Origin of the sequence: Allokutzneria sp. A3M-2-11 16, from assembly GCF_024213555.1 — a bacterium.
Classification (GTDB): Bacteria; Actinomycetota; Actinomycetes; order Mycobacteriales; family Pseudonocardiaceae; genus Allokutzneria.
This window is the reverse complement of record NZ_JANAVO010000006.1, coordinates 45,109-69,251: the sequence shown is the minus strand read 5'-3', so window position 1 is coordinate 69,251 and position 24,143 is coordinate 45,109. Positions and strand designations below refer to the sequence as shown.

The 24,143-nt window shown below is 70.1% G+C and carries 22 protein-coding genes; 11 read left to right on the top strand and 11 right to left on the bottom strand.

The genetic code is table 11. The annotated features are described in order from the left end of the window. Positions 1 to 11: 11 nt before the first annotated feature. A complete protein-coding gene (locus tag NLX83_RS28110; RefSeq protein ID WP_254238212.1) occupies positions 12 to 1,172 on the top strand; it encodes an FAD-dependent oxidoreductase in 1,161 nt (386 codons plus the stop codon). Positions 1,173 to 1,177: 5 nt separating this feature from the next. Here NLX83_RS28110 and NLX83_RS28105 read toward each other — a convergent pair whose 3' ends face one another. After that, positions 1,178 to 2,401 carry an MFS transporter gene (locus tag NLX83_RS28105; protein WP_254238211.1) on the bottom strand — a complete coding sequence of 408 codons (1,224 nt, stop codon included), beginning with the start codon at positions 2,399 to 2,401 and terminating at the stop codon, positions 1,178 to 1,180. Further along, complete coding sequence (locus NLX83_RS28100; RefSeq protein WP_254238210.1) at positions 2,398 to 3,414, bottom strand: saccharopine dehydrogenase family protein; 1,017 nt, start codon at positions 3,412 to 3,414, stop codon at positions 2,398 to 2,400. Before NLX83_RS28100 ends, NLX83_RS28105 begins: the two co-directional genes overlap by 4 nt. Positions 3,415 to 3,576: 162 nt before the next feature. Between NLX83_RS28100 and NLX83_RS28095 the strand changes: the two genes are divergently transcribed. Continuing rightward, positions 3,577 to 4,581, top strand: coding sequence for a helix-turn-helix domain-containing protein (locus tag NLX83_RS28095; RefSeq protein ID WP_254238209.1), 1,005 nt, complete (start codon positions 3,577 to 3,579; stop codon positions 4,579 to 4,581). A gap of 88 nt (positions 4,582 to 4,669) precedes the next feature. On the opposite strand, the gene NLX83_RS28090 is transcribed toward NLX83_RS28095, so the two are convergent. Both NLX83_RS28090 and coaD read right to left on the bottom strand, forming a co-directional pair. Then, positions 4,670 to 5,263: a MarC family protein gene (locus tag NLX83_RS28090; protein WP_254238208.1), complete on the bottom strand. Its 594-nt coding sequence runs from the start codon at positions 5,261 to 5,263 to the stop codon at positions 4,670 to 4,672. Between the two features lie 11 nt (positions 5,264 to 5,274). Beyond that, on the bottom strand, positions 5,275 to 5,715 hold the full coding sequence (gene coaD / locus NLX83_RS28085; RefSeq protein ID WP_254238207.1) for a pantetheine-phosphate adenylyltransferase: 441 nt from the start codon (positions 5,713 to 5,715) through the stop codon (positions 5,275 to 5,277). Between the two features lie 33 nt (positions 5,716 to 5,748). Here coaD and NLX83_RS28080 point away from each other — a divergent pair, with 33 nt between their 5' ends. Next, positions 5,749 to 7,500, top strand: a complete 1,752-nt coding sequence (locus NLX83_RS28080; protein ID WP_254238206.1) for a serine/threonine-protein kinase — start codon at positions 5,749 to 5,751, stop codon at positions 7,498 to 7,500. On the opposite strand, the gene NLX83_RS28075 is transcribed toward NLX83_RS28080, so the two are convergent. The 7 genes from NLX83_RS28075 to NLX83_RS28045 all read right to left on the bottom strand — a co-directional run bounded on the left by NLX83_RS28075 (position 7,497) and on the right by NLX83_RS28045 (position 15,983). Then, complete coding sequence (locus NLX83_RS28075; RefSeq protein ID WP_254238205.1) at positions 7,497 to 8,381, bottom strand: helix-turn-helix transcriptional regulator; 885 nt, start codon at positions 8,379 to 8,381, stop codon at positions 7,497 to 7,499. The genes NLX83_RS28080 and NLX83_RS28075 overlap by 4 nt on opposite strands. 194 nt (positions 8,382 to 8,575) lie before the next feature. Continuing rightward, a complete protein-coding gene (locus tag NLX83_RS28070) occupies positions 8,576 to 9,031 on the bottom strand; it encodes a nuclear transport factor 2 family protein (RefSeq protein WP_254238204.1) in 456 nt (151 codons plus the stop codon). A gap of 40 nt (positions 9,032 to 9,071) precedes the next feature. Beyond that, entirely contained in the window at positions 9,072 to 10,301 is a 1,230-nt protein-coding gene (locus NLX83_RS42015) for a polyketide synthase (RefSeq protein ID WP_254238203.1), read from the bottom strand. Positions 10,302 to 10,312: 11 nt separating this feature from the next. After that, positions 10,313 to 11,296 carry a zinc-binding dehydrogenase gene (locus NLX83_RS28060; protein ID WP_254238202.1) on the bottom strand — a complete coding sequence of 328 codons (984 nt, stop codon included), beginning with the start codon at positions 11,294 to 11,296 and terminating at the stop codon, positions 10,313 to 10,315. Next, the gene (locus NLX83_RS28055) at positions 11,277 to 14,798 is read right to left on the bottom strand and encodes a non-ribosomal peptide synthetase (RefSeq protein ID WP_254238201.1); all 3,522 of its coding nucleotides are present in this window, start codon (positions 14,796 to 14,798) and stop codon (positions 11,277 to 11,279) included. The genes NLX83_RS28060 and NLX83_RS28055 overlap by 20 nt, the downstream gene beginning before the upstream one ends. Continuing rightward, complete coding sequence (locus tag NLX83_RS28050) at positions 14,795 to 15,067, bottom strand: acyl carrier protein (protein ID WP_254238200.1); 273 nt, start codon at positions 15,065 to 15,067, stop codon at positions 14,795 to 14,797. Before NLX83_RS28050 ends, NLX83_RS28055 begins: the two co-directional genes overlap by 4 nt. Positions 15,068 to 15,128: 61 nt before the next feature. Beyond that, complete coding sequence (locus tag NLX83_RS28045) at positions 15,129 to 15,983, bottom strand: ketopantoate reductase family protein (protein WP_254238199.1); 855 nt, start codon at positions 15,981 to 15,983, stop codon at positions 15,129 to 15,131. A 486-nt stretch (positions 15,984 to 16,469) separates the two neighbouring features. Between NLX83_RS28045 and NLX83_RS42300 the strand changes: the two genes are divergently transcribed. The 8 genes from NLX83_RS42300 to NLX83_RS28010 are packed head-to-tail and all read left to right on the top strand — an operon-like array spanning position 16,470 to position 24,129. Further along, on the top strand, positions 16,470 to 16,802 hold the full coding sequence (locus NLX83_RS42300; RefSeq protein ID WP_374118824.1) for an acyl carrier protein: 333 nt from the start codon (positions 16,470 to 16,472) through the stop codon (positions 16,800 to 16,802). A 36-nt stretch (positions 16,803 to 16,838) separates the two neighbouring features. After that, positions 16,839 to 17,897, top strand: coding sequence for an SAM-dependent methyltransferase (locus NLX83_RS28040; protein WP_254238198.1), 1,059 nt, complete (start codon positions 16,839 to 16,841; stop codon positions 17,895 to 17,897). Beyond that, on the top strand, positions 17,894 to 18,292 hold the full coding sequence (locus NLX83_RS28035; protein WP_254238197.1) for a cupin domain-containing protein: 399 nt from the start codon (positions 17,894 to 17,896) through the stop codon (positions 18,290 to 18,292). Before NLX83_RS28040 ends, NLX83_RS28035 begins: the two co-directional genes overlap by 4 nt. Beyond that, on the top strand, positions 18,289 to 19,305 hold the full coding sequence (locus NLX83_RS28030) for a pyridoxal phosphate-dependent aminotransferase (RefSeq protein WP_254238196.1): 1,017 nt from the start codon (positions 18,289 to 18,291) through the stop codon (positions 19,303 to 19,305). Before NLX83_RS28035 ends, NLX83_RS28030 begins: the two co-directional genes overlap by 4 nt. Next, on the top strand, positions 19,302 to 20,735 hold the full coding sequence (locus NLX83_RS28025; protein ID WP_254238195.1) for an amino acid adenylation domain-containing protein: 1,434 nt from the start codon (positions 19,302 to 19,304) through the stop codon (positions 20,733 to 20,735). The genes NLX83_RS28030 and NLX83_RS28025 overlap by 4 nt, the downstream gene beginning before the upstream one ends. Beyond that, complete coding sequence (locus NLX83_RS28020) at positions 20,732 to 22,057, top strand: ABC transporter substrate-binding protein (RefSeq protein WP_254238194.1); 1,326 nt, start codon at positions 20,732 to 20,734, stop codon at positions 22,055 to 22,057. Before NLX83_RS28025 ends, NLX83_RS28020 begins: the two co-directional genes overlap by 4 nt. Continuing rightward, on the top strand, positions 22,050 to 23,084 hold the full coding sequence (locus tag NLX83_RS28015) for a HesA/MoeB/ThiF family protein (RefSeq protein ID WP_254238193.1): 1,035 nt from the start codon (positions 22,050 to 22,052) through the stop codon (positions 23,082 to 23,084). The genes NLX83_RS28020 and NLX83_RS28015 overlap by 8 nt, the downstream gene beginning before the upstream one ends. A 10-nt stretch (positions 23,085 to 23,094) precedes the next feature. Beyond that, positions 23,095 to 24,129, top strand: coding sequence for a methyltransferase (locus tag NLX83_RS28010; protein WP_254238192.1), 1,035 nt, complete (start codon positions 23,095 to 23,097; stop codon positions 24,127 to 24,129). Positions 24,130 to 24,143: the final 14 nt, after the last annotated feature.

Genomic DNA, 24,143 nt, shown 5'->3' with positions numbered 1-24,143 from the left:
GAGGAGCGACAGTGACGGACAGTCGAGCGGTCGTCGTGGGAGCCGGGATCGCCGGATTGGCCACCGCACTGCGGTTGCACCGGTCCGGCTGGCAGGTGCTCGTGGTCGAGCGCGCCCCGGCCCGCCGCAGCAGCGGCTACCTGGTGAACCTGGTCGGACACGGCTACGACGCCGCGGAGCGCCTGGGCCTGCTGCCCGCGCTCGTCCCGCGAGACCTGGGGATGTTCACGTCGATCCTGGTGAAGGCGGACGGACGGCGGAAGTTCACGGTGCCCGCCGAGCTCGCGCAGGCGGCAGTGGGGTCGCGGGCGCTCACCGTGTTCCGCGGTGACCTGGAGTCCGTGCTGTACGAGGCGGTGCACGAGCTCGTCGAGATCCGGTTCGGCACGACCGTTCGCACCGTCACCCAGGACGCAGACGGGGTCGAGGTCGGGCTCAGCGATGGCACCTCCGGGCGAGCCGATCTCCTCGTCGGCGCCGATGGCCTGCACTCCGGCGTCCGTGAGGTCGTGTTCGGCCCGGAATCGGAGTTCCGCGTGGACATGCACCACCTGGTGGGGGCGTTCCCGCTCGACCGGGTTCCGCGGGACGTCCCGGAAGGTGCGGGCACCACGTTCATCGGCCCGGGACGCACCGCGGCGGTGATGAACCTCGGCCCCGGGCGCTCATGCGCGTTCTTCACCTATCGCAGCACCGATCCCGCGGAGCTGGCGAAGGGACCCGCGCAGGCCCTCTCCGGCGCTTTCGGGGATCTGGGCGGGGGTGTGCCCGACGCGCTTCGCCAAGTGGCGGCCGACCCGAGCGCCGCGTACTTCGACTCGGTCAGCCAGGTCGCGATGGACACCTGGAGCCGGGGCCGGGTCGTGTTGCTCGGCGACGCCGCCTGGTGCGTCACGTTGTTCGCGGGCTACGGCGCGGCGCTCGCGCTCACCGGAGCCGACCAGCTCGGCGCCGCCTTGGAGGAACACGACGTGACAACAGCGCTGGCTGGCTGGGAGGCACAGCTCCGCCCCGAAGTTGCCAAACGGCAGGCGTTGGCGCGCAAGGGAATGATCCAGTTCGCGCCGCCGACCAAGGCCCACGTGTTCGCGAACGACCTGATGATCCGCGCCATCCGGCTCCCCGGGCTGCGCGGCCTCATCCGACGCTCCGTCGAGCGCGCGAACCGCTGACGCGGTCAATCGTATTTCCACTGTGGACGGTTGACCGTGCGGGAGAAGGCTGCCGCCTGACCCACCAGGCCGACGACGGCGATCCACAGCGCGGCCCGGTTCCCCAGGCTGTCGGCCAGCACACCGCCCAGCGGCGCGCCGATCACGATCATGCCCCGGTTCAGCGAGCGCATCGTCGCGTTCGCCCTGCCCAGCAGGCGGTCCGGGATCACGGTCTGCCGGTAGCCCATCTCGACCGGCCCGTCCAGGCCGAGGGAGAACCCGAAGAGGAACTGCGCGGCGCAGAGCAGCAGGAGGCCGGTGGTTCCGTTGGTCGCCAACGGGATCAGCGCGTAGGCCACCGGGGTGAGCCAGCGGCCGATGACGAGGACGGGGGCGACGCCCAGCCACCGGCCCGCGCGGTCGGACAGCGAGGCACCGAGGACACCGCCGACGCCTCCCACCGCGTAGGTGACACCGAGCGCGGCCGCGTCGAAGCCGAGTTCGCCGAGCACGAAGAACGTCGAGACGGTGCCGACCATGCCGGTGCACACGAACCACACGTGGGAGGTGACCGTGAGCGGGGAGAGCGTCGGGTGCCGGTACACCCACGACACCCCCTCCCACAGCTCGCGGCGAAGATTGCGCGACTCCACGGGTTCGAGCCGTTCCCGGGTGCGCACCGTGGCGAGCACAAGCCCGGAAACGAGGTAGGAGACGGCGTCGACGACGATCGCCACCGGGGCGCTGACCACTTTGACCAGCCAACCGGCGATCATCGGTCCGACGGTTTGAGCGACCGCCCGAGTCTGCTCCATCCGCGCGTTGGCGGTGGTGAGCAGCGCGGTCGGGACCAGCTGCGGCAGGAACGACTGGTGCGCCGCGTCGTAGACCAGCGACAGCGCCCCGAACACGGTCACCAGCGCGACGAGCGTCGGCATGTCGAGCAGACCCACCCAGCTCAGCAACGGGATCAGCCCGAGCACCACCGCTCGGGCGAGATCCGTGCCGACCAGGAGCGGACGGCGGCGACGCCGGTCCACCAGCACACCGGCGACCAGGCCGAACAGCAGGTACGGAACCCAGCGCGCGGCACCGAGAACGCCGAGTTCGGTGGCGGATGCCTTCAGGTGCACGACGGCGAGCACCTGAAGGGCCAGCGTGGTCACGTACGTGCCGACCAGCGACACGGTGTCGGCGGCCCAGAACCGGGCGAACCCCGGTTGGTCGACCACGCGAATGTTCGTCATCCCCCTAGCGAGAGATCCTCCAGCGGCAGCGAGCGCAGGAAGTCCTCGGCGTCGAAAAGCTCCCCCGCGGTGACCGTACCGGTCGCCTTGGCGTCGCCGGACAAGATCCGCGATGCGGCCTCGACCACGATCGGCGCGGTGAAGGCGTAAATGTCGCGCCCGCGCGCGGACACCCGCCGCTCCTCGTCGCCGCGCCGCACGACGACCTCGACGACGAATACCTGAGCGGAGCGACCGCTCGCGTCGGCGGCTCGCGGTCCTTCCGGCGACGGCGCGCCGAGGTCCTTCAACGGCGCGGTGTTCAGGAAGGTGTTGAGCCGCGGCGTGTCCAGGTGCTGGGCGATGGTGATCACGTCGGTGGTGGAGAACTCCCCCACGACCTCCTGGGTCCCGAACGGCGCGGGGAACGTCCACATCGACTTCGGCTGCGGCACGTCACCGGGGACGACCCGCAGGTGGTTGTCGGAGAAGACGACTCGCCGCCCGGCCCGGCGCGCACCGGCCAGCAGGGTGCCGCGGGTCGGGTGCCAGCTGTCGAGGGCGACCGCGACCGAGATCTCGTCGGCGCTCGTCCAGTCACCCATCGCGGAGGTGGCGAGCAGATCGCCCAGCGCGCCGTAGAACGCCATCACCGGCGCCACGACGATGCCCGCCTCCTTGACCCTGGGGTCCTCGCGGTAGGTGGTGAAAGTGTCGATCGCGACCAGTGTCTCGCCGGTGACGTCGAGGTAGTGGATCCCCGCGCGCAGGGCGGCCTCGATCAGCGGTGGCGCGGTCTCCGCGAACGGCCCGGCGCAGTTGACCACCGCGTCGGCACCCGCCAGCGCGCGGTCCAGCGAGGCGGGGTCGTCGGCCGAGGCGACCCGCCACTCCAGGTCTCCCGCGACCTCGGCCAGCTTCGCCGCGTCGCGCCCGGACAGGACGGGCGTCCACCCGCGTTCGAGCAGCTCCGCCGTCACGAACCGGGCCGTGTGCCCGTACGCGCCGAACACCGCGATCACCGGCTTCTCCATCACTTCTCCTCCATCGTCCTTCGATCCCGCACGCTCTCCGACACCCATTCCCAAATGCGACGTTGATCTTGGGATCGTGCGGGGGGGTGATGGGGATGAGTTTGCTGGTCAGGGGTGTGGGAGAACAGCGGGCGGGGCGTCACCGTGCGCTAGGTTCGCGTCATGCGTGCCCATCGCGTCGTCATGGCGGTCACGGACTGCATGCCGATCTTCGAGGCGGCGGTCCCGTGCCAGGTCTTCGGCGTGGACCGGCCGCACCTGGCCGATCCGTGGTACCGGTTCTCGGTCGTGCCGGTCGTGCCGGTCGTGCCGGTCGTGCCGGTCGGGCCCGGGCCGGTGCGGCTGAGCCCGGGGTTCACCCTCGCCGACGCCGACGCCGGGTGGGACCTCGACGCGACGGACACCCTCGTCGTCCCGGCCTGCGAGAACGTGCACGACGCACCGCCCGCGGAGTTGGTGGAGGTGGTCCGGGAGGCCCACGAACGCGGCATCCGCATCCTGTCGATCTGTTCCGGCGCCTTCGTCCTGGCCGCGGCCGGGGTGCTCGACGGGCGCCGGGCCACCACCCACTGGCTGCACGCGGACGAGCTGAGCAGCCGCTATCCCTCCGTTCGAGTCGACCCGACCGTGCTCTACGTCGAGGACGCCAACGTGATCACCTCCGCGGGGACGGTCGCGGGGATCGACGCCTGCCTGCACGTGGTGCGGGTCGACCACGGTGCCGCGGTGGCCGCCGAACTGGCCCGCGTCCTGGTCACTCCGCCGCACCGGGACGGCGGGCAGTCCCAGTACCACCGCCCGGCCGCACCGGCGATCCGCGAGGACTGGCTCGCCGCACTGCTGGCCTGGGCCGACGAGCACCTGCACCTGCCGCTGTCCAACGCGGACCTGGCCGCGCGGGCCAACGTCAGCGTGCGCACCGTCGAGCGCCGGTTCGCCGAGTCGCTCGGGATGTCGCCGCTGCGCTGGTTGTTGCAGCAACGCGTGCGGCGGGCTCAGCAGTTCCTGGAGACCAGCGACCGGCCCATCGGCTGGATCGCGGACACGTGCGGGTTCGGCGGAGCGGTCAGCCTGCGCGCGCACTTCGCCCGGATCGTCGGGGTGTCACCGACCACGTACCGGCGGTCGTTCCACGAGCGCGCCGACGCCGCGCGCATCGCCGGCTGACCTCCACATACCCCCACCGGGTTTCCCGTTTCGTACTCTTAGCCGTCTATGGGAGCGCTCTCTTCGCGGACAAGAGTACGAAACGGGATCAGGTGACCTCGCCGATGATGTGGAGTTGTTCGAGGCCGTTGATGATCAGGTCCACGCCGAGCGCGGCGAGGAGCACGCCGAGGATGCGGACCAGTACCCACGCGTAGGTCATCTTCACGTAGCGCAGCAGGATGCCGAGCACCAGGATCGCCACGAGGTCGAGCGCGATGACGGCGGCGAAGGCGCCCGCGAGCACGAAGCTCGACGGCAGGGTGCTCGCGTCGGCCATCAGGAAGAGGTAGGCCACCGCGACGGGGTTGGCGTAGTAGGCGGTGGCCAGCTCGTGCGTGCCGCCGGTGCGGTCGACGTGCGGCCCGTGCCCGCGGTCGAGCACCAGGTCGAGCGCGTGCACGAACAGGATGACCCCGCTCGCCAGCACCAGCGCACCCCCGCTGATGTGGAACACCTGGACGAGCAGGCGCCCGGCCACGATCACGAACAGGCCGGTGCCGAGCGCGATCGCCGTGGTGGTCAGCGCGACGCGCCAGCGGCGGCGGGCGTCGGAGTCCTCGGTGTCGCTGACGAAGGCCAGCAGGATCTTCGGCGGGCCGACGACCGCGATGAGGATGCTGAACGCCTCGACGAAGGTCATGGGCGCAATGATCAAGCCGGCGCGGTCACTCCGCCATCGGAGTCCCCCAGTTCCGTGACCAGGGTCGACGACACGTGCCCCAGCCCCGGCGAGGTCGGCAGGAAGATCGTGCGGACCCCACCGACGGCGAGGTTCATCTCCGCCATGGCCAGCTCCTGGGCGAGGTCGGCGCGGGTCCGGATCCCGCGCACGATCACGTCCGCGCCGACCTTGCGGCAGTAGTCGACGAGCAGGCCGTCCCAGGAGTCGACGCCGAACCGGTCACCGGCGACCTCCCGCAGCATCGCCAGCCGCCGGGGAACCGGGTGGCGCCCCGCCTTGGCCGGGTTCACCGCCACCAGGGCGATCACCTCGCCGAACAGGGCGGTGGCCCGGGTGATCACGTCCAGGTGGCCGGGCGTCACGGGATCGAAGGAACCCGCGCACACCGCCAGCAGCCCACGTGAGCTCACTGGGCGAGCATAGTCACAGCTAAGCTACGCAGAGTGCGGACGGGAGACGTGGTCGGCGGGCGGTACCAGCTCGAGGACGCCAGGGGTGGCGGCGCGGGCGGGCTCGTCTGGACCGCGTTCGACCGCAAGCTCAAGCGGACCGTGGCGCTCAAGCGCCCGCACACGATGGCGAGCGCGGCCGATCGCGCGCAGTTCCGGCGGGAGGCCGAGAACGCGGCCCAGGTGCAGCACCCGAACGCGATCTCGGTGTTCGACACGATCGACGGCGACGAGTGCTGGCTGGTGATGGAGCACCTGCCGACCGACAGCCTCGACAAGATCCTCGCGGAGCACGGGACGCTGCCGCCGCACCGGGTGGCCCGGATCGGTGTGCAGATCGCCGCGGCGCTGGCGGCCGTGCACGCCAGGAAGATCGTGCACCGAGACGTCAAGCCGGGCAACATCCTGGTCACCGGGGACGATCTGGCGAAGCTGACCGACTTCGGCATCTCCATCTGGTGCGAGGTGACCGGCACCGACGACGGCCGGGTCACCGGGACCCCGGCGTTCATGGCGCCGGAGGTGGCGGCGGGCCGCGCGGCCACCGGGGCCTCGGACGTGTTCTCGCTCGGGGCGACGCTGTTCACCGCGCTGGAGGGAACCCCGCCGTTCGGCACCGGCGAGGTGGCCGAGGTGGTGGCGCGCGCCCGCGAGGGCCGGACCGAGCCGATGGCCAACGCGGGTCCGCTCGCCCTGTTGATCACGCGGATGCTGGAGCGCAACCCGAGGAGGCGGCCGACCGCCGACGAGGTGCGGCGGCAGCTCAGGGAGATCGTCGGCGACTGGGAGCCCGAGGTCCCGAAGCCCCCGCGGGCGCGGCGGCGGTTGCCGGTCAGGGCGGCGGCGGCCTTCATCCTCGTCGCGGCAACGATTTTCCTTGTGGCACAACAGAATTCGAGCCCGGTCGCGACCGAGGGCCTGGTCGGCGAGGAGCGCACGGCCGATCCGTGCTCGCTGATCAGGCTGTCGGTGTTCCGCGACTTCGGGCCGCCGGAGCTCAAGACCGACTACGGCAACTTCAACCGCTGCGACGTCCTGATCGACGTGGGCCGGGAGGAGAAGCTCGACGTCGAGGTGCAGCTGGTGAAGCGGGCGTCGCAGACGGGCCAGAAGGAGTGGCGCGTCATCGCGGGCAACCCGTTCGACGTCCTGGAGGCGCCGTCTGGCGAGACCGAGTGCAACCGCCTGGTGCGGGTGGACGAGACCTACGGCGTGCGGGTGTCGGCGAAGCTGGCCAACTCCCCCAGGAACCTGTGCGAGGTCGCCGACGTCGCGGTGGAGACGGTGCGCGACGTCCTCCGGCAGGGCCCGATTCCCCGGCGCGCCAAGGACTTCCCGCCCGAGTCGCTGGCCAGGGTGAACGCGTGCGCGCTGCTGCCCGCCCCCGCGCTGGCCCACCTGGAGGGGATGAACCCCGGGGTGGACGTGTTCGGTGACTGGTCGTGCAAGTGGTCCACCGCGGTCACCAGGACCGAGGTGCACCTGCGCTACGACCAGCACGCCACGATGGACTGGATCAAGGGCCTGGCGAAGCGGCTCGGCGGCCACGAGGCCTACGTCGAGCTCGACACGCACTCCGGCCAGACGTGCACGGTCCAGGTGCCGTACCGGCCGGCGAACTCGGCCCCGCGCTCCCACGTCGACGTGCTGCGGCTGACCGTGCGGGGCAACCGGCCCGGCCCCGAACTGTGCCCCGAGGCGGAGCGGCTGGCCACCACCGCGGCGATCAACCTCCACCGCCGTTAGGAGGCGGTGCGGTCGTACTGCTCCGGGATGACGCGGTCCCAGGAGAGCAGCCGGGTCAGTGTCTCGCGGGTGGTCGCGCCGACCGGGACGTAGGTGGCGAGGAAGAAGTCGGAGTCGCTGAAACTGCGCAGTGGCACCGAGTCCAGGGTGAGCTCGCCCGCGACCGGGTGCCGGAAGCGGTGCCGCGTGGAGGGGTTGGTCTCCACCTGGTACTCGTGCCACCAGCGGTCGAAGTCCGGCGAGGCCGCGCACAGCTCGGCGACCAGGTCCAGGAACTCCTGGTCGTGGGAGGCCAGGGAGTACATCGCCCGGAACTGGCAGACGAGCCTGCGCGCCGAGTCGGCCCAGTCCAGTAGAAACGTTTGCGCGCGCGGGTGGGTGAACAGCAGCCGCATCATGTTGCGCTCGCCCAGCCCGCTGATGCCGAAGACGGCGTCGGCGGCCCGGTTGTAGGAGAGGATGTTCCACCTGCGGTCGGTGATGTAGGTGGGGATCCACATCGCCGCGATCAGGTCGTCCAGCGCCGTCTCCAGCTCCGGCGTGGTCGCCTCCCCGCCCGGCGCGTGCGGGGAGAGCGCGGCGATCGCCGGGGCGGAGCGCCTGCCCAGCCCGAAGACGTAGTCCCGCTCGCTCTTCTTCAGCCGCAACGCCTTCGCCAGCGCGACCAGCACGTGCTCCGAGGGCTGGATGTCCCTGCCCTGTTCGAGCCACGTGTACCAGGTGGCCGAGACGTTGGCGAGCTGGGCGACCTCCTCGCGGCGCAGGCCGGGCGTGCGCCGCCGCCCCACCTGGAAGCCCGCGGTGGCCGGGTCCACCCGGGACCGGGCCATCCGGAGGAACTCCCCCAACGCGTGCCTTCGCTGCCGATCGACTGGATTCACGAAATCCACTCTAATACCGTTCATCGGGCCAGATACCACAAAAGGAAATTGCGAACCACGATGAAATTCGACGAGAGTGATGGTGCTTGACCTCGCCGTCGCATTCCCAATCACCCACCTGATCTGGCTAAATTAGGATTTTCACGGCGTGGCCAGTCGAACGCCTGCTTGAACAATCCTTGAACGCGACTGCGTCAGGACTTCGGGCGGACCGTGTCCGGCGTGTCGCGACGGATGATCCGGGCCCGGATGCGCAGTTCCCCGTCGTCCTCCCGGACCAGCACGTCCTCGACCGCGGAGGAGGTCTTGAGCCGCACGGCGCCCTCCTTGTCGGCCTCGGTGACCAGGGAGTAGTAGGTCACGCGAAGCTCGTCGCCGTCGCGTTCCACCAGGTAGTGGTCGAACCAGTGCCGGGTGACCACGTCGACGTACTCGGGCAGCGCCCTGCCCATCTTGACCCGCATGTCGGCCCGGCCGCGGACCTCCTCGGAACGGTGCGGGTGGGCCACCGAGCCGTCCTCGGTGAAGGTCATCACGAATCGGTCGATATCGAGTTCGTCGAGCAGTCGCATCTGCCGCGCGTAGAAGGTCATCACCTCCACGTAGAGATCCGCGGTGACGGGCGGGGAGGTCTGAAGGGATTGCGACACGGAAACTCCTCGATACGAAACGGACAAAACAGAAGAAGACTCAGGAAACGGGGGGTTGTTCCAGGATCAGAAACGCGTTGGTCCCGCCGATGCCCGCGGACATCAGCCCCGCCCGGCGGGGTCCGGGCCAGGCCCGTCCCTCGGGAAGGATGTGGAAGCGGTCGACCTTGGCGATCTCGTCGATCGGGTCGGCGGTGTTGGGCGTGGCGGGCAGGAAGCCCTCGCGCAGCGCCAGCGCCGTCTTGATCAACCCGGCCATGCCCGCGGCGGTGTCGCAGTGGCCGACCGTGGCCTTCACCGAGCCGATCGCGACCGGCGGGCCCTCGGTGCCCAGCGCCTCGGTCAGCGCGGTGGCCTCGATCTGGTCGTTCATCGGGATGCCGACGCCGTGCGCCTCGACGTAGCCGATGTCCGCCCCGGTCAGCCTGGCCATGGCCAGCGCGGAGCGGACCACCCTGACCTTGCCGTCGACGCCGGGGATGGTGAAGCCCGGCTTGGTCCTGCCGTCGTTGTCCACCACGCTCGCGGTGATCACGGCGTGGATCGGGTCGCCGTCGGCGAGCGCGTCGGAGAACCGCCGCAGCAGCACCGCGCCCGCCCCGTCGCCCGGCACCACACCGGTGCTCGCGCGGTCGAAGGGACGGCAGATTCCCTCGGTGGAGTTGATGCTGCGCGGCGGCCGGAGGTAGGAGCCGTCGTTGTCGTCCTGGATCGCCACCGCACCGGCGATGGCGTAGTCGCAGGCGCGCAGCCGCAGGCTCTGGCAGGCCAGGTGCACCGCGACGGTCGAGGTCGCGCAGGCGGAGTCGATCATGATGCTCTCGCCCCACAGGTCGCGCAGGTACGAGAAGTGCGGCCCGGCGAAGGTCGGGTCGACGTTGGCCACCTCGTCGAAGGCCGCGCGCGGGATGTGCTTGGTGCGCGCGCACCCCGCGTAGACCGCGGTCCTCGGGCCGATGGCGGAGATCCGCAGGCTCGCGTCCTCCACGGCCTGCCAGCACGCCTCGTAGAGGATGCCGTGCTGCGGGTCCAGGCCGTCCAGCCCGACCAGGTCGGTGTCGTAGCGGTCCCGGTCCGGCGCCGTGCCCCAGGAGCGCACGCGCAGCGTGCCCTCCCCCAGGTCCTCCACCTCCGGAACGGGGTCGCGGCTCAGGCAGTCCCTGCCCGCCACCAGGTTGTCCCAGAACGCCGCCACATCGGGGGATTTCGCGAACCGGCCGCCCATCCCGATGATCGCGACGGCGTCGTCCGAAACAGACACACCAGTCACGGCGTTCCCCCTCACTCGTAGGTGATGCCGACCTTGACCACACCGTCCGCCCGGGAGTGCGCCAGCTCGAAGGCCTCGCCGATCCGCTTCAGGTCGAAGGTGTGCGTGATGTGGTCCTTCACCGCGATCTCGTCCGCCACGATCAGCCCGAGCGACTCGCGGAACGACGCGAGATCGGGTTCGAGCTGCGCGCCGACCGCCGTGGTGAGGGTGATCTGCTTGCCGAACAGCGCCGCGTAGGGGACTTCGAGGCCGTACGCCTCGGGCATGCCGAAGAAGCCCAGCTTCCCGCGCAGCCCCACCATCTCCATCGCGTACTCGCGCGCCGAGTCGGTTCCGGCCGCCTCGATCGCGAGGTCGACGCCGAACTCCGCGAGGGATTGGTCGGGCACGAGGACCGTCTCGTCCGCGCCGAGCTCGCGGGCCAACGCGAGCCGACCGGCGTCGAGGTCGACCGCGACCACGTGCTCGAAGCCGCGGTGCTTGAGCAGCTGCACGAAGAGCATGCCCGCCGAGCCGACGCCGACGACCGCGGCGGTGCGCCCGGGGGTGGGCTCCGGCCAGAACTTCTTCAGCGCGTAGACGACCGTGCCGAGCTGCTGCGCCATCAGGTAGTGCATGGGCGAGCCGTCGGAGGGCACGTGCAGCAGGAACTGGTCGGAAATGGTCTGGTACTTGGCGAAAGAGGCCATGTACGCGTGGTTCGGCACGGTCAGCACGATCTCGCCGGGGCGGAACTTCGGCGACCGGCTCTCCAGCACCTCGCCGAGGCCCTCGTGCCCGGGGTAGCCGGGCGGGCACGGGAAGGGGTGGTCGTTCATGTCCCGGAAGAACGGCGATTCGGCCCGCACCCGGTGCACGTCGCTGCCGCAGATGGCGCCGACCGTGTTGCGCACCAGCACTTCGCCGTCGGCCAGCTCGCGGACGGGGACCTCCTCCACCTCAAGGCGCCCGGGGCCCACCAGGATCGCGGCTTCACCGCGCAGTTGCGACATGCTGACCTCTCATCTTCAGGACGGCCCAGGCCAACGGCTGGCCGGGCAGACGGATCCGGCGCCCGCGCCCGGCCGGGGTGAGGCCCACCTCGGCGCCGCGGCACCACGCTCGCGCGACGGCTTCCGGCGAGGCGTCCGCGGGGGCCGCGGGCGGCGGTGCCTCGGCCGCACCGAGGAACACCCGCGCTCCGGGCTCGCCTTCGAGGCCGCGCACGGCTTCCTCAAGATCGGCGGCGACCACGGCGAAGCGGTGCGGCAGCGGTTCCCGGCCCACGTCGAGGGTGCGCGCGACGTCGTCCAGGGACAGCCCGGGTGTGGCGCGGAGGTGCTCGGCCAGGCGGTGGCGGGCGGCGTCGAGCAGCGGCCCCGTACTGGCCGACAACGCGATGACCTGCGGCACGTGGCCATCGGCCGACTGTTCCGCGCTCGGCACCACGACCGTGGTGCGAGCACGCGTCACCACGGGCGCGGTGTCCGGCGAAGTCGCTTGCCCCGCAAGGAGATCGGACTGCTCGCGCACGGTCGCGTGCCGCATCAGATCCATGATCGACAGCGTCACCCCGGTCGCGGCGCGCAGCTCATCCTGGAGCCGCACCAGCAACAGCGAGTGGCCTCCGGCGTCGAAGAAGTTCTGGTTGTGCCCGAACGACTCCTGTCCGAGGACGGCCCGCCATGCGGCGCGAACGCCCTCGATGGCGCCGGTGCTCGGAGCCGCCGCGACCACCACGTGTTCCGGATCGGGCAGCCGACGCCGGTCGATCTTGCCGGTCGGGGTCAGCGGCAGCTGGTCGAGCAGCACGAAGTGCCGCGGCACGGCGAATCCGGGAAGCCGGGCCTGGGCGTGCCGCCGCAGTTCGGCCTCGTCGGCCGCGCCGACCACATAGGCGACGATCTCCTTCTCGTCGCGCTGGTTACGGCGCGCGGTGACGAAGACCGAACGCACCGAGGGGTGCGCGTCCACGACCGCTTCGACCTCGCCGAGTTCGACTCGCTGGCTGCGGATCTTCACCTGGTTGTCGGTGCGGCCGATGAACTCCAGCAGCCCGTGTGCGGTCCAGCGCACGCGATCGCCGGTGCGGTACAGCCGAGCCCGCTCGTCGGCGGAGAACGGGTTCGGGACGAACCGCGCCGCGGTCAGCTCGGGATCGTTGAGGTAGCCGTGGGCCAGCCCGGTCCCGCCGAGCAGCAGCTCCCCCGCCACACCGCGCGGGGCCAGGCGGGTGGTGCCTTCCTGCACGACGTACAGCTCAGTACCCGGCACCGGATCGCCGATCGGCAGCGTCCGCGCCCTCAGGTCGACCTCGGTGATCGGGAACCACGTGGAGGTGAACGAGTTCTCCGTGGGGCCGTAGCTGTGCAGCAACACACCGGGGCGGCACCAGTTCAGCGCGCGGCGCATGTGCGACACGGAGATCAGCTCGCCGCCGAAGTACACACGGCGCAGTGACTGCAACAGATCCGGTGCGTCTTCGATGATCCGGTTCAGCAGCGGTGTGGTCACGAGCAACGTCGTCACTCCGCGCTCGCGGACGATCGCGCGCATCGCACGCGGGTCCAGCACGAGGTGCTTGTCGAAGACGACCAGCTGCGCACCGTGCGCCAGCGCGCCCCAAACCTCATATGCCGCACCGTCGAAGTTCAACGGGCACAACTGCGCTACGACATCCGAGTCGTCCAGCGGGATGAAGTCGGGCTGTGCCATCAACCGCGCCATACCTCGGTGCGGGACAACGACTCCCTTGGGGCGCCCGGTGGTGCCAGAGGTGTAGAGCACGCAGAAGGTGGACTCGCCGTCGCGGTCGACCACAGGCGGCTCGCCACCGGTCGGCGCCTGCGCGAGCAAGTCCGACACGGAGATCACGGTTCCACTGCCCAGAGTAACCTCGCCCGCCCACTCCGGGTCGACCACGAGCACCGGCGGCTTGGCGTCGTCGACGATCAGCTGCAACTGCGCCGTGGGATAGGCCGGGTCGAGCGGGACGTACGCGGCGCCCGCGAGCACCGTGCCCAACCAGAACACGGGTGGGTCGATCCCGGGCGGCAGCAGCAGGGCGACGATGTCGCCTTCGCGAACTCCGTTGTCCCGCAACCAGTTGGCGATCGCACACGCGCGGTCGACGAGTTCGCCGTAGGTGATCGTGTCGTCCCCGTGGCGGACCGCGACGGCGTTCGGGCGCTCAGCGGCGCACTGCAGAACGAGGTCCGGGATCAGCTCGGACTGCGTTCGCGTGACCGAAGTGGACGGTCGATCGGAGTCACAGGCGACGAGGAGGTCACCGCACGACGTGGCCGGTTCCGTTGTCGCGGCGGCAAGGAGATCTCGAAGCTGCTCCGCGAACAGCCGCACCGAACTCGCACGGTAGCGGGCCGCGTCGTAGTAGAAGAGCAGCCGCATGTCGTCGGCGCCTTCGATGATGTTGAGCGAGAACTCGTACTTCGTCGTGTCCGTCAGGTGTTCGAGCCTGCGGATCGTGCAATCTCCGACCGGCCACGCGTCCGCGGGCGCCGGGGTGTGCATGAACACCGTGCGCTCGACGTGCTGCAACCGTTCGACGGGCAGCGCGGAGTGCTCCAGCGAATCCAGGAGTTGGTTCCGCAACGCGGCGAGCACGTCGCGGAACGGGCGATCCGGGTCGAGCCGGTCGCGCATCGGCAGCACGCGGCTGCGCAGGTCAATCAGGTCCTCGCTGCCTGGCTCGCGTCCGGCGAAGACCGTGCCGAAGGTGCCCTCGGCCCGCCCGCTCCAGGCGTGCAACAGGATCGACCAGCCGCTGAGCAGCACCACGGCCGGGGAGCTGCGCTCGACCTTGGCCACCGCGCGCACCGAAGCGACGACGTCCGCGGGCAACGGCAGTTCCAGGGAGGCCGACTCGCCGGGCAGGCCGTCCTCGGGGGCCAGATCATGCAGCGGCGTCAAGGGAGTCGGGGCTTCGCTGAGCAGGTCCGCCCAGTAGTCCTCGCTGCCCGGCTCCGCCTCAGTCGACACTTCTTCCTGGGCTGGCACTTCTTCCTTGGCGGGCAACGGTTCTCCGGCGAGCCGCGCGCGATAGGCGGCGACCAGCTCGCGGGTGAAGACGTCGACGGACCAACCGTCGGAGATGATGTGGTGCATCGTGACCGCGAGCAGCGCCCCGCCATCGGCCACGAGCAGCGCGGCGCGGACGACCGGGGCGACCGTGAGGTCCAGCGGGGCGCGGCCGACGAGAACCGCCCACCGTTGCGCGCGGGCGCGGTCGTAGGGATCGGCGGAGCGCTCCTCCACGAGGGCCAGCGGCGGATCCGTTTCGATCACGCGGGTCAGCTGGCCGCCGATGGTGTCGAAACGGCTGCGCAGCGTGGGATGAGCCCGCACCACGTCGGCGAAGGCCGCGCGCAGCGCCGTCACGTCAACGGCGGGCGTGAACTCCACGTCGACGGTGATGTTGTAGCGGTCGGACTCCGGCTCGCGCTGACAGGCCAGCCACACTTCGCTCTGCTCGACCGAGGCCGGCGTGGTGTTCAAGAGCGGCCGTCCCGCAGCTTGCGGACGAGGTCGGCGACGGTGCGCACGGACCGGAAGTGCACCTGGGTGAACTCGGCGTCGGTGATCTTCACGCCGAACCGCTGCTCGCACTGGGCGCGCAGCTCGACGAAGCCCAGCGAGTCCAGGCCGAGGACGTCCCGCAGCCCGTCGTCGAGCCCGATCTCCTCGGCCGAGGCCTCCACGTAGACGTCGAAGACCAGGATGGCCCTGACGTCGTCCTCCAACGTCCGGTCGGTTCCGATCGTCATGGCATTTCCCTTCGTCCAAGTGGGGCTCGTCCAAGTGGGGCTTTGTCCGGTCGAACGCTTGTCAGGCCCCCGCCGCGCGGGCGAGCCGGACCAGCTCGGCCACCGACGGCGCGGTCCCGTGCCGCAGCACCGGACCGGCGATGGTGTCCAGCTCGGTCGGCCGGACGCCCGCGGCCACGTCCCGCCGGAGCGAGCTGTTCGTCCGGCCCGGCAACGATTCCAGGGCCCGCACGCTCGCCGCCGCGTCCACGGGAACACCGTGCGCGGCGGCCACGGCGCAGACCTCGCGAGCTGCGCCGACCATGAGCGAGGTGAGTTCGCGATCACGCCGCACCACGCCGAGCGGGCCCTCGGCGACCGTGGTCGCCAGCGCCAACGGGAGCAACAGGATCAGCTTGTGCCACAGCACTTTCGCCGGGTCGGCCGCGAGTTCGCAGTCGATCCCGGCGGAGTACAGGTCCGCGCGCAGCGCCTCGTTCGCCCCGGCCAGCTCGACCGAGCCGAACAGGGAGTTCCAGGTGACCTCCCCCGGCGCGCCGCGCTCGGCCTCGATCCGGATCGCGCCCGCGAGCACGCGCGGACCGAACCGCGCGCGCAGGAGGTCGAGGTGGTCGATCCCGTTGAGCAACGGGATGACCGAAGCGGTGGCGACGGCCGGGCCGATCCGGCGCAAAGCGCTTTCCAACGCGGGCGCCTTGACGGTCAGCCACAGCGCGTCCACGTCCTCGTCGAGCCGGTCGACGGCGGGAACGGGGACCGCGGAGCCACCCTTGAGTCTACTGTGGACGGTGATGGTGCCGGAGTAGGCCGCGCGCGAGGACTCCCGCATGACCAGCGTGACCGGGTGCCCGGCCCGAGTCAGCGCGGCGCCCAGCGCCAGGCCGACGCCACCGGCCCCGAGAATCGCGTGCCGCACGGTGCCCCCAGGCGGTGTTGACGCTCGACCCCGACAAGCGGGTCTTCGGAAGAAGAACGTGTGCCGGGGGCCCGGCCGGAACCGGGCCCCCGGCCGAGCTATCAGGTGCGGTGAAGCAGGTCCGCGACCTCGTTCAGCTCGATCGTCTCGATGCGCTCCATGACATCCTCCTTCTATCACAGGAATGAATCGTCACCACGGCTTTTACCCCAGGATCAGATTCGCGACGAAAGCACTTTCGCCGCCGGGACAAAAGCTACCCAGATCCCGATTCGACGGTCAAGCCCCCGATCTCATTTTCAGGAAACGCACAGGCAGCCGCATCCTAGTACTAAAAATACTAGTAATTAACCACCTGGGCAGAGCACTCCCACCCGCTTGACCGACCAAAAGCACAGACCTACAGTGCGAAACGGGACCCGCCTGTCGTCGCACACCGACGACCGGGTGACCGAGATGGCAACGTGATGACACTGGGGAAAAGAAATCAACGATTTCGATGACGCATCACGGGCGCCATCGGACGCTTCAGCGCAGGTCAGGACCGAATGCGCCGGGGAGGATCCGTGGCTGCCCCTGGTACGCGACGCCTGGACCGAGGTTCTCGAACACGGGAATTTCGATGACGAAGCAAACTTTTTCGAAGTCGGCGGACATTCGCTCCGAGCTACGCTGATGCTGAGATCACTACGTCGGCGGACCGGCATCGCGGTCGGTGTCCGGACGGTGTTCGACAACCCGACCATTCGCGGGCTGGCAAGCGCGTTAGCGGAAAAGGCCGGGGCGGGCAACGTGATTTCGAAGTCCACTCCGAATTAGCCGCCGCGCCTGCCCGGAAACAGAGAGGATACGCCTGTGACTTCGGTGCACGCTCAATCCGACACCGGGATCGCCGAGCCCCCGGAATGGCGGGGCACCGCGCTCACCCCGCTCACCGCGGACACCGCCTTCAACGGGTTCGTCGGCACGCACGTGGTGTTCGCGCTGGACCGGCTGGGGGTGTTCGCCGAGCTGGACGCGGGCGGGGCGCTGGAGAGCGCGGCCTTCTGCGCGCGGCACGGGCTCGACGACGCGGTCTTCGGCGCGCTGGTCTCCTCTGCCGAGGCGTTCGGCCTGGTCCGGGTGGACGGGGGCGGGTTCTCGCTGACCGAGGAGGGCAGGCGGTGCCGCCACCTGGTCGGCTTCTTCACCTGGGCGGTCGGCGGCTACCACGACGTCTTCGCGGGCGCGGCCGCGATCGCCAGCGGGCGGCGCAAGTTCGGCGTCGACGTGCTGCGGGACGAGGCCATGGTGGCGCTCGGTTCCACCCAGGCCGACACCGCGCTGATGCGGCACCTGCTGGGCGAGGAGATGGCGCACGTCGACTTCTCCGTGCTCGCCGACCTCGGCAGCGGGACCAGCGATCGGCTCTGCCGGATGGTCACGGCGCACGGCGGTCGCGGGATCGGCCTCGACATCAGCGCGTCGGCCACCGAGCTGGCGGTGGAGAACGTGGCCTCCTACGGCCTGGGCGACCGGGTGAAGCCGGTTCGCGCGGACGTACGCGAAGTGCTCGCCGGGGCTCAGCGGGTGGACGGCGCCGACGAGGTCGACGTGGTCATGAGCTTCATGTTCTTCCACGACCTGCTGGCCGACCCGGTGCACGGCGACAACGTCGTGCCCCTCCTTCGCGCGGCGTTCCCGAACGCGCACACCTTCCTCATCGCGGACACGGTGATCCGCCCGCGCGACGCCGGTGGCACCTCGCTTCCGGTGTTCTCCAGCGGTTTCGAGCTCGCGCACGCGCTGATGGGGGTTCCCCTGCACACGCGTGAGGCTTACGAGGAGCTGTTCGAGCGCGGTGGGTTGACCGTGCGCCGCACCGTGCCTTTCGGCGCCCCGCACACCTTCCTGTTCGTCCTGGAGGCGCAGTGAGCGAGATCGTCACCGAAGACCCGCTCGCGGGGTCGAGCATCGTCACCGACCTGCCGATCCCGCTCGCGGTGGCCGGGCATCACCAGCCCGCGCCGTTCTACCTGACCGCGGACATGTTCGGCGGGCTGCCGGTGCAGCTGGCGGGCGGCGAGCTGAGCGGTCTGGTCGGCAAGCCGGTGGCCGCGCCGCACACCCACGAGGTCGACGAGATCTACCTGCTGGTCTCCCCCAATCCCGGTGGCGCGCGGATCGAGGTGCTGCTGGACGGCGTGCGGCACGAGCTGAGCTCCCCCGCCGCGATGCGCATCCCCGCCGGGAGCGAGCACTGCTTCCTGACCCTTGAGGCCGAGGTGGGCAGCTACTGCTTCGGCATGCTGGTCGGAGACGGGCTGTGAGCTTCAACGCGAGCGTCGCCGGGGCCGATGATCTTGTGCGGCTGCACCTGAGCGAAAGCCCTTACGGCGCAAGCGCGTTGGCTGTGAAGGCGGCTGAGCGGGAGCTGACCCGGGTCAGCGTGTACCCGGCGCCGGAGCGCGATGAGCTGGTGGATTCCCTTGCACGGCACTGGGATCTGCCCGCTGATCGGATCGCGGTCGCCAACGGGAGCGACGAACTCGTGCTCGCCACCGCTCTGACGTTGGGCGACCGCACCACCGCGGGCCTGGTCACCGACGGCACCTTTCCCGGTTACCGCACCTGTCTGAACCGCATCGGGCGTGGTTCGAGCGTCGTGCCGCTCGACGGTGCGGGCTTCGTCGAGCAACTGCCCGCACACGGCATCGGCTATATCTGCAACCCCCACAACCCCAGCGGTTCCGTGCTGTCCCGGCGGGACATGGACTCCCTGGTGTCGGCCGCCGAGCGGTCCGGCGTGCCGCTGGTGTTCGACGAGGCGTACATGGAGTTCGCGGGCGCCGGGACACCGCAGGCTCGTGACTACCTGGACCGGGATGTGCCCGTGCTCGCGCTGCGGACCTTCTCGAAGGCGTACGGGCTCGCGGCGCTGCGGATCGGCTATGCGCTCGGCCCGGCCGAGCTGATGGCCGAGCTGCGCGAAACCTTGCGGGCGTTGCCTTTCAGCGTCAACCGGCTCGCGCAGGCCGCAGCCGTCGCTGCCCTCGACGATCAGGAGTTCCTTCGCCAGACGGAGCAGGCCAACGCCGAGACGCGCACGTGGTTCTGCGACGCGCTTGACCGGCGTGGACGGGCGCACCTGCCGTCGGTGACGAACTTCGTCGCGGTCCGCGTTGCCGATCCGGCCGTTGCGCAGGACCGGCTCGCCGCCGAGCACGGTGTGCTCGTTCGCAATGCTGGGCTGTTCGGTTTTCCGGGCTACCTAAGGGTTTCCCTGGGTACGCGCGAAGCGCTGACCCGGTTCCTCGACGCGTTGGACGAGGTGGGCCTGTGACGACCGTGCTGGAGATGCTGGAGCGGCACGTCGTCGCTCATCCCGATGTCGAGGCGGTGCGGTTCCGGGGCGAGGCGATCAGCTACGCCGAGCTGTGGGAGCGCTCCGGGCACATCGCGGAGAAGGTCCTCGCGTCGGGTGGAGGCCCTGGACGTCCTGTCGGGCTGCACATCGAGCGGTCGATCGAACTCGTGGTGTCCTTCATCGGCATCCTCCGTTCGGGAAGCGCCTGTGTCGCGCTCGACACGGCTTACCCCGAGGACCGGCTGCGGTACATGTGCGAGGACGCCCAGTGCGCGTTGGTCCTCGGCGACTTCACGCATCTGTCCACAATGGATGGCTCAGTCGGCGAGGACACCTGTTACATCGCGTACACATCGGGCTCGACCGGGCGCCCCAAGGGCGTGGTCTACGAGCACGCCGCCGTGGCGAACTTCGTTGAGTGGCAAGTGAAAGACAGCGTGTGCGGGGTCGGCGACCGCACTCTCCAGCTCACCCCGATCTCGTTCGACGTGGCCTACGAGGAGATCCTGGCGACGCTGTGCTCCGGCGGCACCCTGGTGTGCTGCGAGGAGGACGAGCGGCTCGATCCGGATCTGTTGTGGGACCTCATCGAACGCGAGGGTGTCCGCCGGGTCTTCCTGACCTTCGTCGGGCTCAAGTCGCTGGCGGTGTTCGCACAGGACCGCGACATCTCCACGTACCCGCTGCGCGAGGTCGTGGTCGGCGGTGAGCGACTGCGCTGCGACGACGACGTCCGGCGGATGTTCGCCGCGCTGCCGCAGTGCGACCTGATCAACCAGTGGGGCACGGTGGAAGTGCTGATCGTGACCAATCACCGGCTCACCGGTGATCCGGCCGACTGGCCGCTGCACCCGCCGGTCGGGAAGCCGTTGCCGAACATCCACGTGCACGTGCGCAACGCTTCCGGTGCGACGCTGCTGCCGGGCGAGTCCGGCGAGTTGGTGGTCGCGGGGGCCTGTGTCGCGCGTGGCTACCACGGCCTGCCGGAGCGCACCGCCGCGAGCTTCGTGCCCGATCCCTGCACCCCTGACGGGCGCGCCTACCTCACCGGGGACCTGGGCCTGATCAACGAGTACGGCGAGGTCGAATGCCTTGGCCGGATGGACGATCAGGTCAAGATCCGCGGTCACCGCGTGGAGCCCAGCGAGGTCGAGCACATGCTCAACGACGTGCCCGGGGTGGCCGAGTCGGCCGTGTACGTGGCGGGTGAGTCCTCTTTGGACAGACATCTGGCCGCCGTGGTGGTGCCGCGCACGTCCTCGCTCAGCACGGCGGAAGTGTTCGCGCGGCTGCGGGATCGCATGCCGGACTACATGGTGCCGTCACGCATCGATCTCGCCCCCGCGCTGCCGAGGACTCCGAGTGGGAAGCTCGATCGACGTGCGTTCACCAGGCGGTCGGCATGAGCGAGATCGTGTTCGGGCTCGACGCGCTGCCCGTCAACCGCGACCCGCACTGGCCCGTCGACGTCAACGGGCGGTTGCTCGCCGGGGCGCTGCTGCGTCCGCTGTGGGACGACGGCTTCGGCAGTGCCGTGGATGCGGAGTCTTTGGATGACGGAAAGCTTTGGCGAGTAACGCTCTCCGACTCGCTTCGATGGTCTGATGGACAGCCGTTGGCCGCGGAGGACGCCGTGCGCGCGGCGACTCGGGCGATCGAGCGCAGGCCCGGCCTGGTCAGCGCGGTTCGCGCCGTGGACGCCCACACCGTCGAGTACCAGTTCGCTCGGCCGGTCGGGTACGCGCCGCATGTGCTGTCGATGACCCGGTTCGCGCCGGTGCGGGACGATCTCGTGCTGGGCCCGTACGCGGTGTCGTCGTGGGAATCGTCTGAGATCGTGCTTGAGCGCAACCCTTGGCACGCCTTCGGTTCCGATCAGCCCAAGCGCCTGGTCTTCCGGCTCACCGAGAAGCCCGACGAGATCCTGGCCGCCTACGCCAACGGAGAGATCGACGTCACGCCGATCACCAGCTTCGGTCCGGCCGAGCTCACTGTCATCAAGGACCGTCCGGATCTGATTCGGCGCGACATCCTGCTCTACGGTTCGCTCGACTTCGGGTCGCGGAGCGGTTCGCTTGGCACCTCCGGCCACCTGCGCGCCGCGCTCGGAAGGTTGTTGCGGCGCACGGAGATCGCCGCTGCGACCGGCGGGACCGCGCGCCCGTGCTGGTCTCCACTGCAACCGTGGTTCGGCGAAGTGTCCGAACAGGACGGATTCGACGCGGCGGAGCTTCGCGCGGCGTGTCCCGATGGGCGGCTGCACATCGACTACGCCGACTACACGCCCAACGCGGAGGTCGTCGGAGAGATCGCCCGCCAGGTGCGCGAGGCCATCGGTGTCGAGGTGACGACCGCCTCGCACTCGTTCGAGGACTACATCAAGCTCGCCGTTTCCCGTGATCACTGCCTGCTCTACACGCTGACCGCGCCGGAGTACCCGCATCCCGCGGCGGTTCTGGGGCCTTGGGCTTCGACAGGAGCGCAAGCGCGGCACGCCGGGTTCGCGGACGCGGGGTTCGACGCGTTGGTCACCGAGGCGTGCACGCTGCCCGACTCGGATGCGGCGGCCCGGTGGATCGACGTGGCACGGCGGTGGTGCGAAGTGATGCCCAAGATCACGCTGCTCCAGGTGCGCGCGCACTGCCTCCGCGCGCCGCGGGTCGGCGGGCTCGACCTGGCCATGGACGGAACCATGCCGATGCGGAACCTGGTGGTCCACGATGACTGATCGTCCGATCCGCCTGGTGCCCACGCTGCGGTGGGTGTGCCACGACGACGCGCTCACCCTGTTGCGGGACACCAAGGCCGTGCGGGTCAAGGGGGACAAGGAGGTCCTGACCCGGATCGCCTCCGCGCTCGAACGGGGGACGACCCGGGACGAGCTGACCCGGCACGCCCCCGCGGACGTCATCGACGCGTTCCTGGCCCGGCTCGGCGCCGAGAACTGGCTCAGCGGCGAGCTTTCCACGCCCGAAGCCCCCGGTATGCCGTGGGAGCGCCAGCTCGGCTACCTCTCGCTGTTCGGCACGGAGGCCGGACGGATGCAGGAACGCCTGCGTGCTGCCCGGGTCGGCATCCTCGGCGTCGGTGGGATCGGCGGGCTCGTCGCCCAGCACCTCGTCGGCGCCGGTGTCGGCGCGCTTTGGCTGATCGACGACGACGTGGTGGCCGCGCACAACCTGAACCGGCAATACCTGTTCTCGCGCAAGGACTTCGGCCGCCCCAAAGTCGAGGCCGCGGTGGACGCGCTGACCGCGCACTCCGAGCACACCGAGTACCACCCGATCCGGCTGGCCGTGCGCTCCGCCGAAGACCTGAACGTGCTCCCCGACGACCTGGACCTGTTGGTGTGCGCCGCGGACGTGCCCACCGACATCGCGCTGATCTGCTGGCGCTGGGCCGGTCCGACGGGTGTTCCGCTGGTCTCCGGCGCGGTCGGCCTGGGCAGCGGGTACTGGGGGCCGTTGGTGGTGCCCGAGCGCGGCGGCTGCCTGGATTGCTTCGACCACGCGAAGCGAGCGCAGATGAGCCCGTTGGAGCACGAGCTGCGGCAGGCGCTCACCGATCCGACCCCGTACTCCTTCGGGCCGTCGAACAGCGTCATCGCCGCGATGCTCGGGCACGACGTCTGCCAGTACCTGGCCTCCGGGGACTGCGCCTCACTGGGCAGGAGGGCGATCCTGCGCTTCGGCGAGGGGCTGTCGTTCTTCGCGCCCGCACCAGAGTCCCGCTGTCCCGCACACGAAACCGACTAAGGAGCGAACGGTGTTCCGTCAAGACCCGTTGAACACGATCATGGCACTGGGGTCCCGGTTCACGCCGGTCGCGTTGCGGACCGCCGCCACGCTGCGCCTGCCCGGACTCGTCCAGGATGGACACTCCACTGTGGACGCCTTGGCGGAGCGGACCGGCTGCGACAAGAGCGCGCTGGGCCGGGTGATGCACTACCTGAGCCTGCTCGGCGTGTTCACCGAGGCCCAGGATCAGACACAGCAGAAGACCTACGAGGTGACCGACGTCGGCCGCGTGCTGCTCGACGACCACCCCAGCGGCCTGCGCCGGTGGCTGGACTTCGAGGAGCGCAGCCGCCTGGTCGAGAAGCGCTTCGAGCCCGCCGTGGACGAGCTGCTGGACGCCGTGCGCACCGGGCAGCCGGTCTACGAGAAGGTCTACGGCCGCGACTTCTGGTCCGACCTGGCCGCGAACCCGGAGATCGACAAGTCGTTCAACGAGGGCATCGCGCGCACCGCCAACCGGATCGTGCCGGAGCTGGCGCGCATCTACGACTGGGCCTCGGTCAAGCACGTCGTCGACGTCGGCGGCGGCAAGGGCGCGCTGCTGGCCAAGCTCCTCGGCGAGCACCCCGAGCTGCGCGGCACACTGCTGGAGCTGCCCAACGTGGTGGAGCAGGCCGCCGACGTGCTCGCCCCCGTTGCCGACCGCTGCGAGACGGCTCCGGGCAGCTTCTTCGACCCGATGCCCGCGGGCGCCGACGTCTACCTGATCGCCAACACCCTGCACAACTGGAGCGACGACAACGCCGAGAAGATCCTGCGGCGCTGCGTCGAGGCCGCGGGTCCCGGCAACCGCGTCGTGGTCGTCGAACGCCTGCTGGACAGCGGCAAGGACCCGGTGATGGCCGCCTACGCCGACCTGCTGATGCTGGTGCTGCTGGGCGCGAGGGAGCGCACGGCGGACGACTTCCGCGAGATCGGCGGGCGCGTCGGCCTGGAACTGACCGAGACTCTGCGGTTCGAGACGCCGGGAATGTGGTTGCTGGAGTTCGTCGTCCGTTCCTGAGAGGTGGTCCTGCG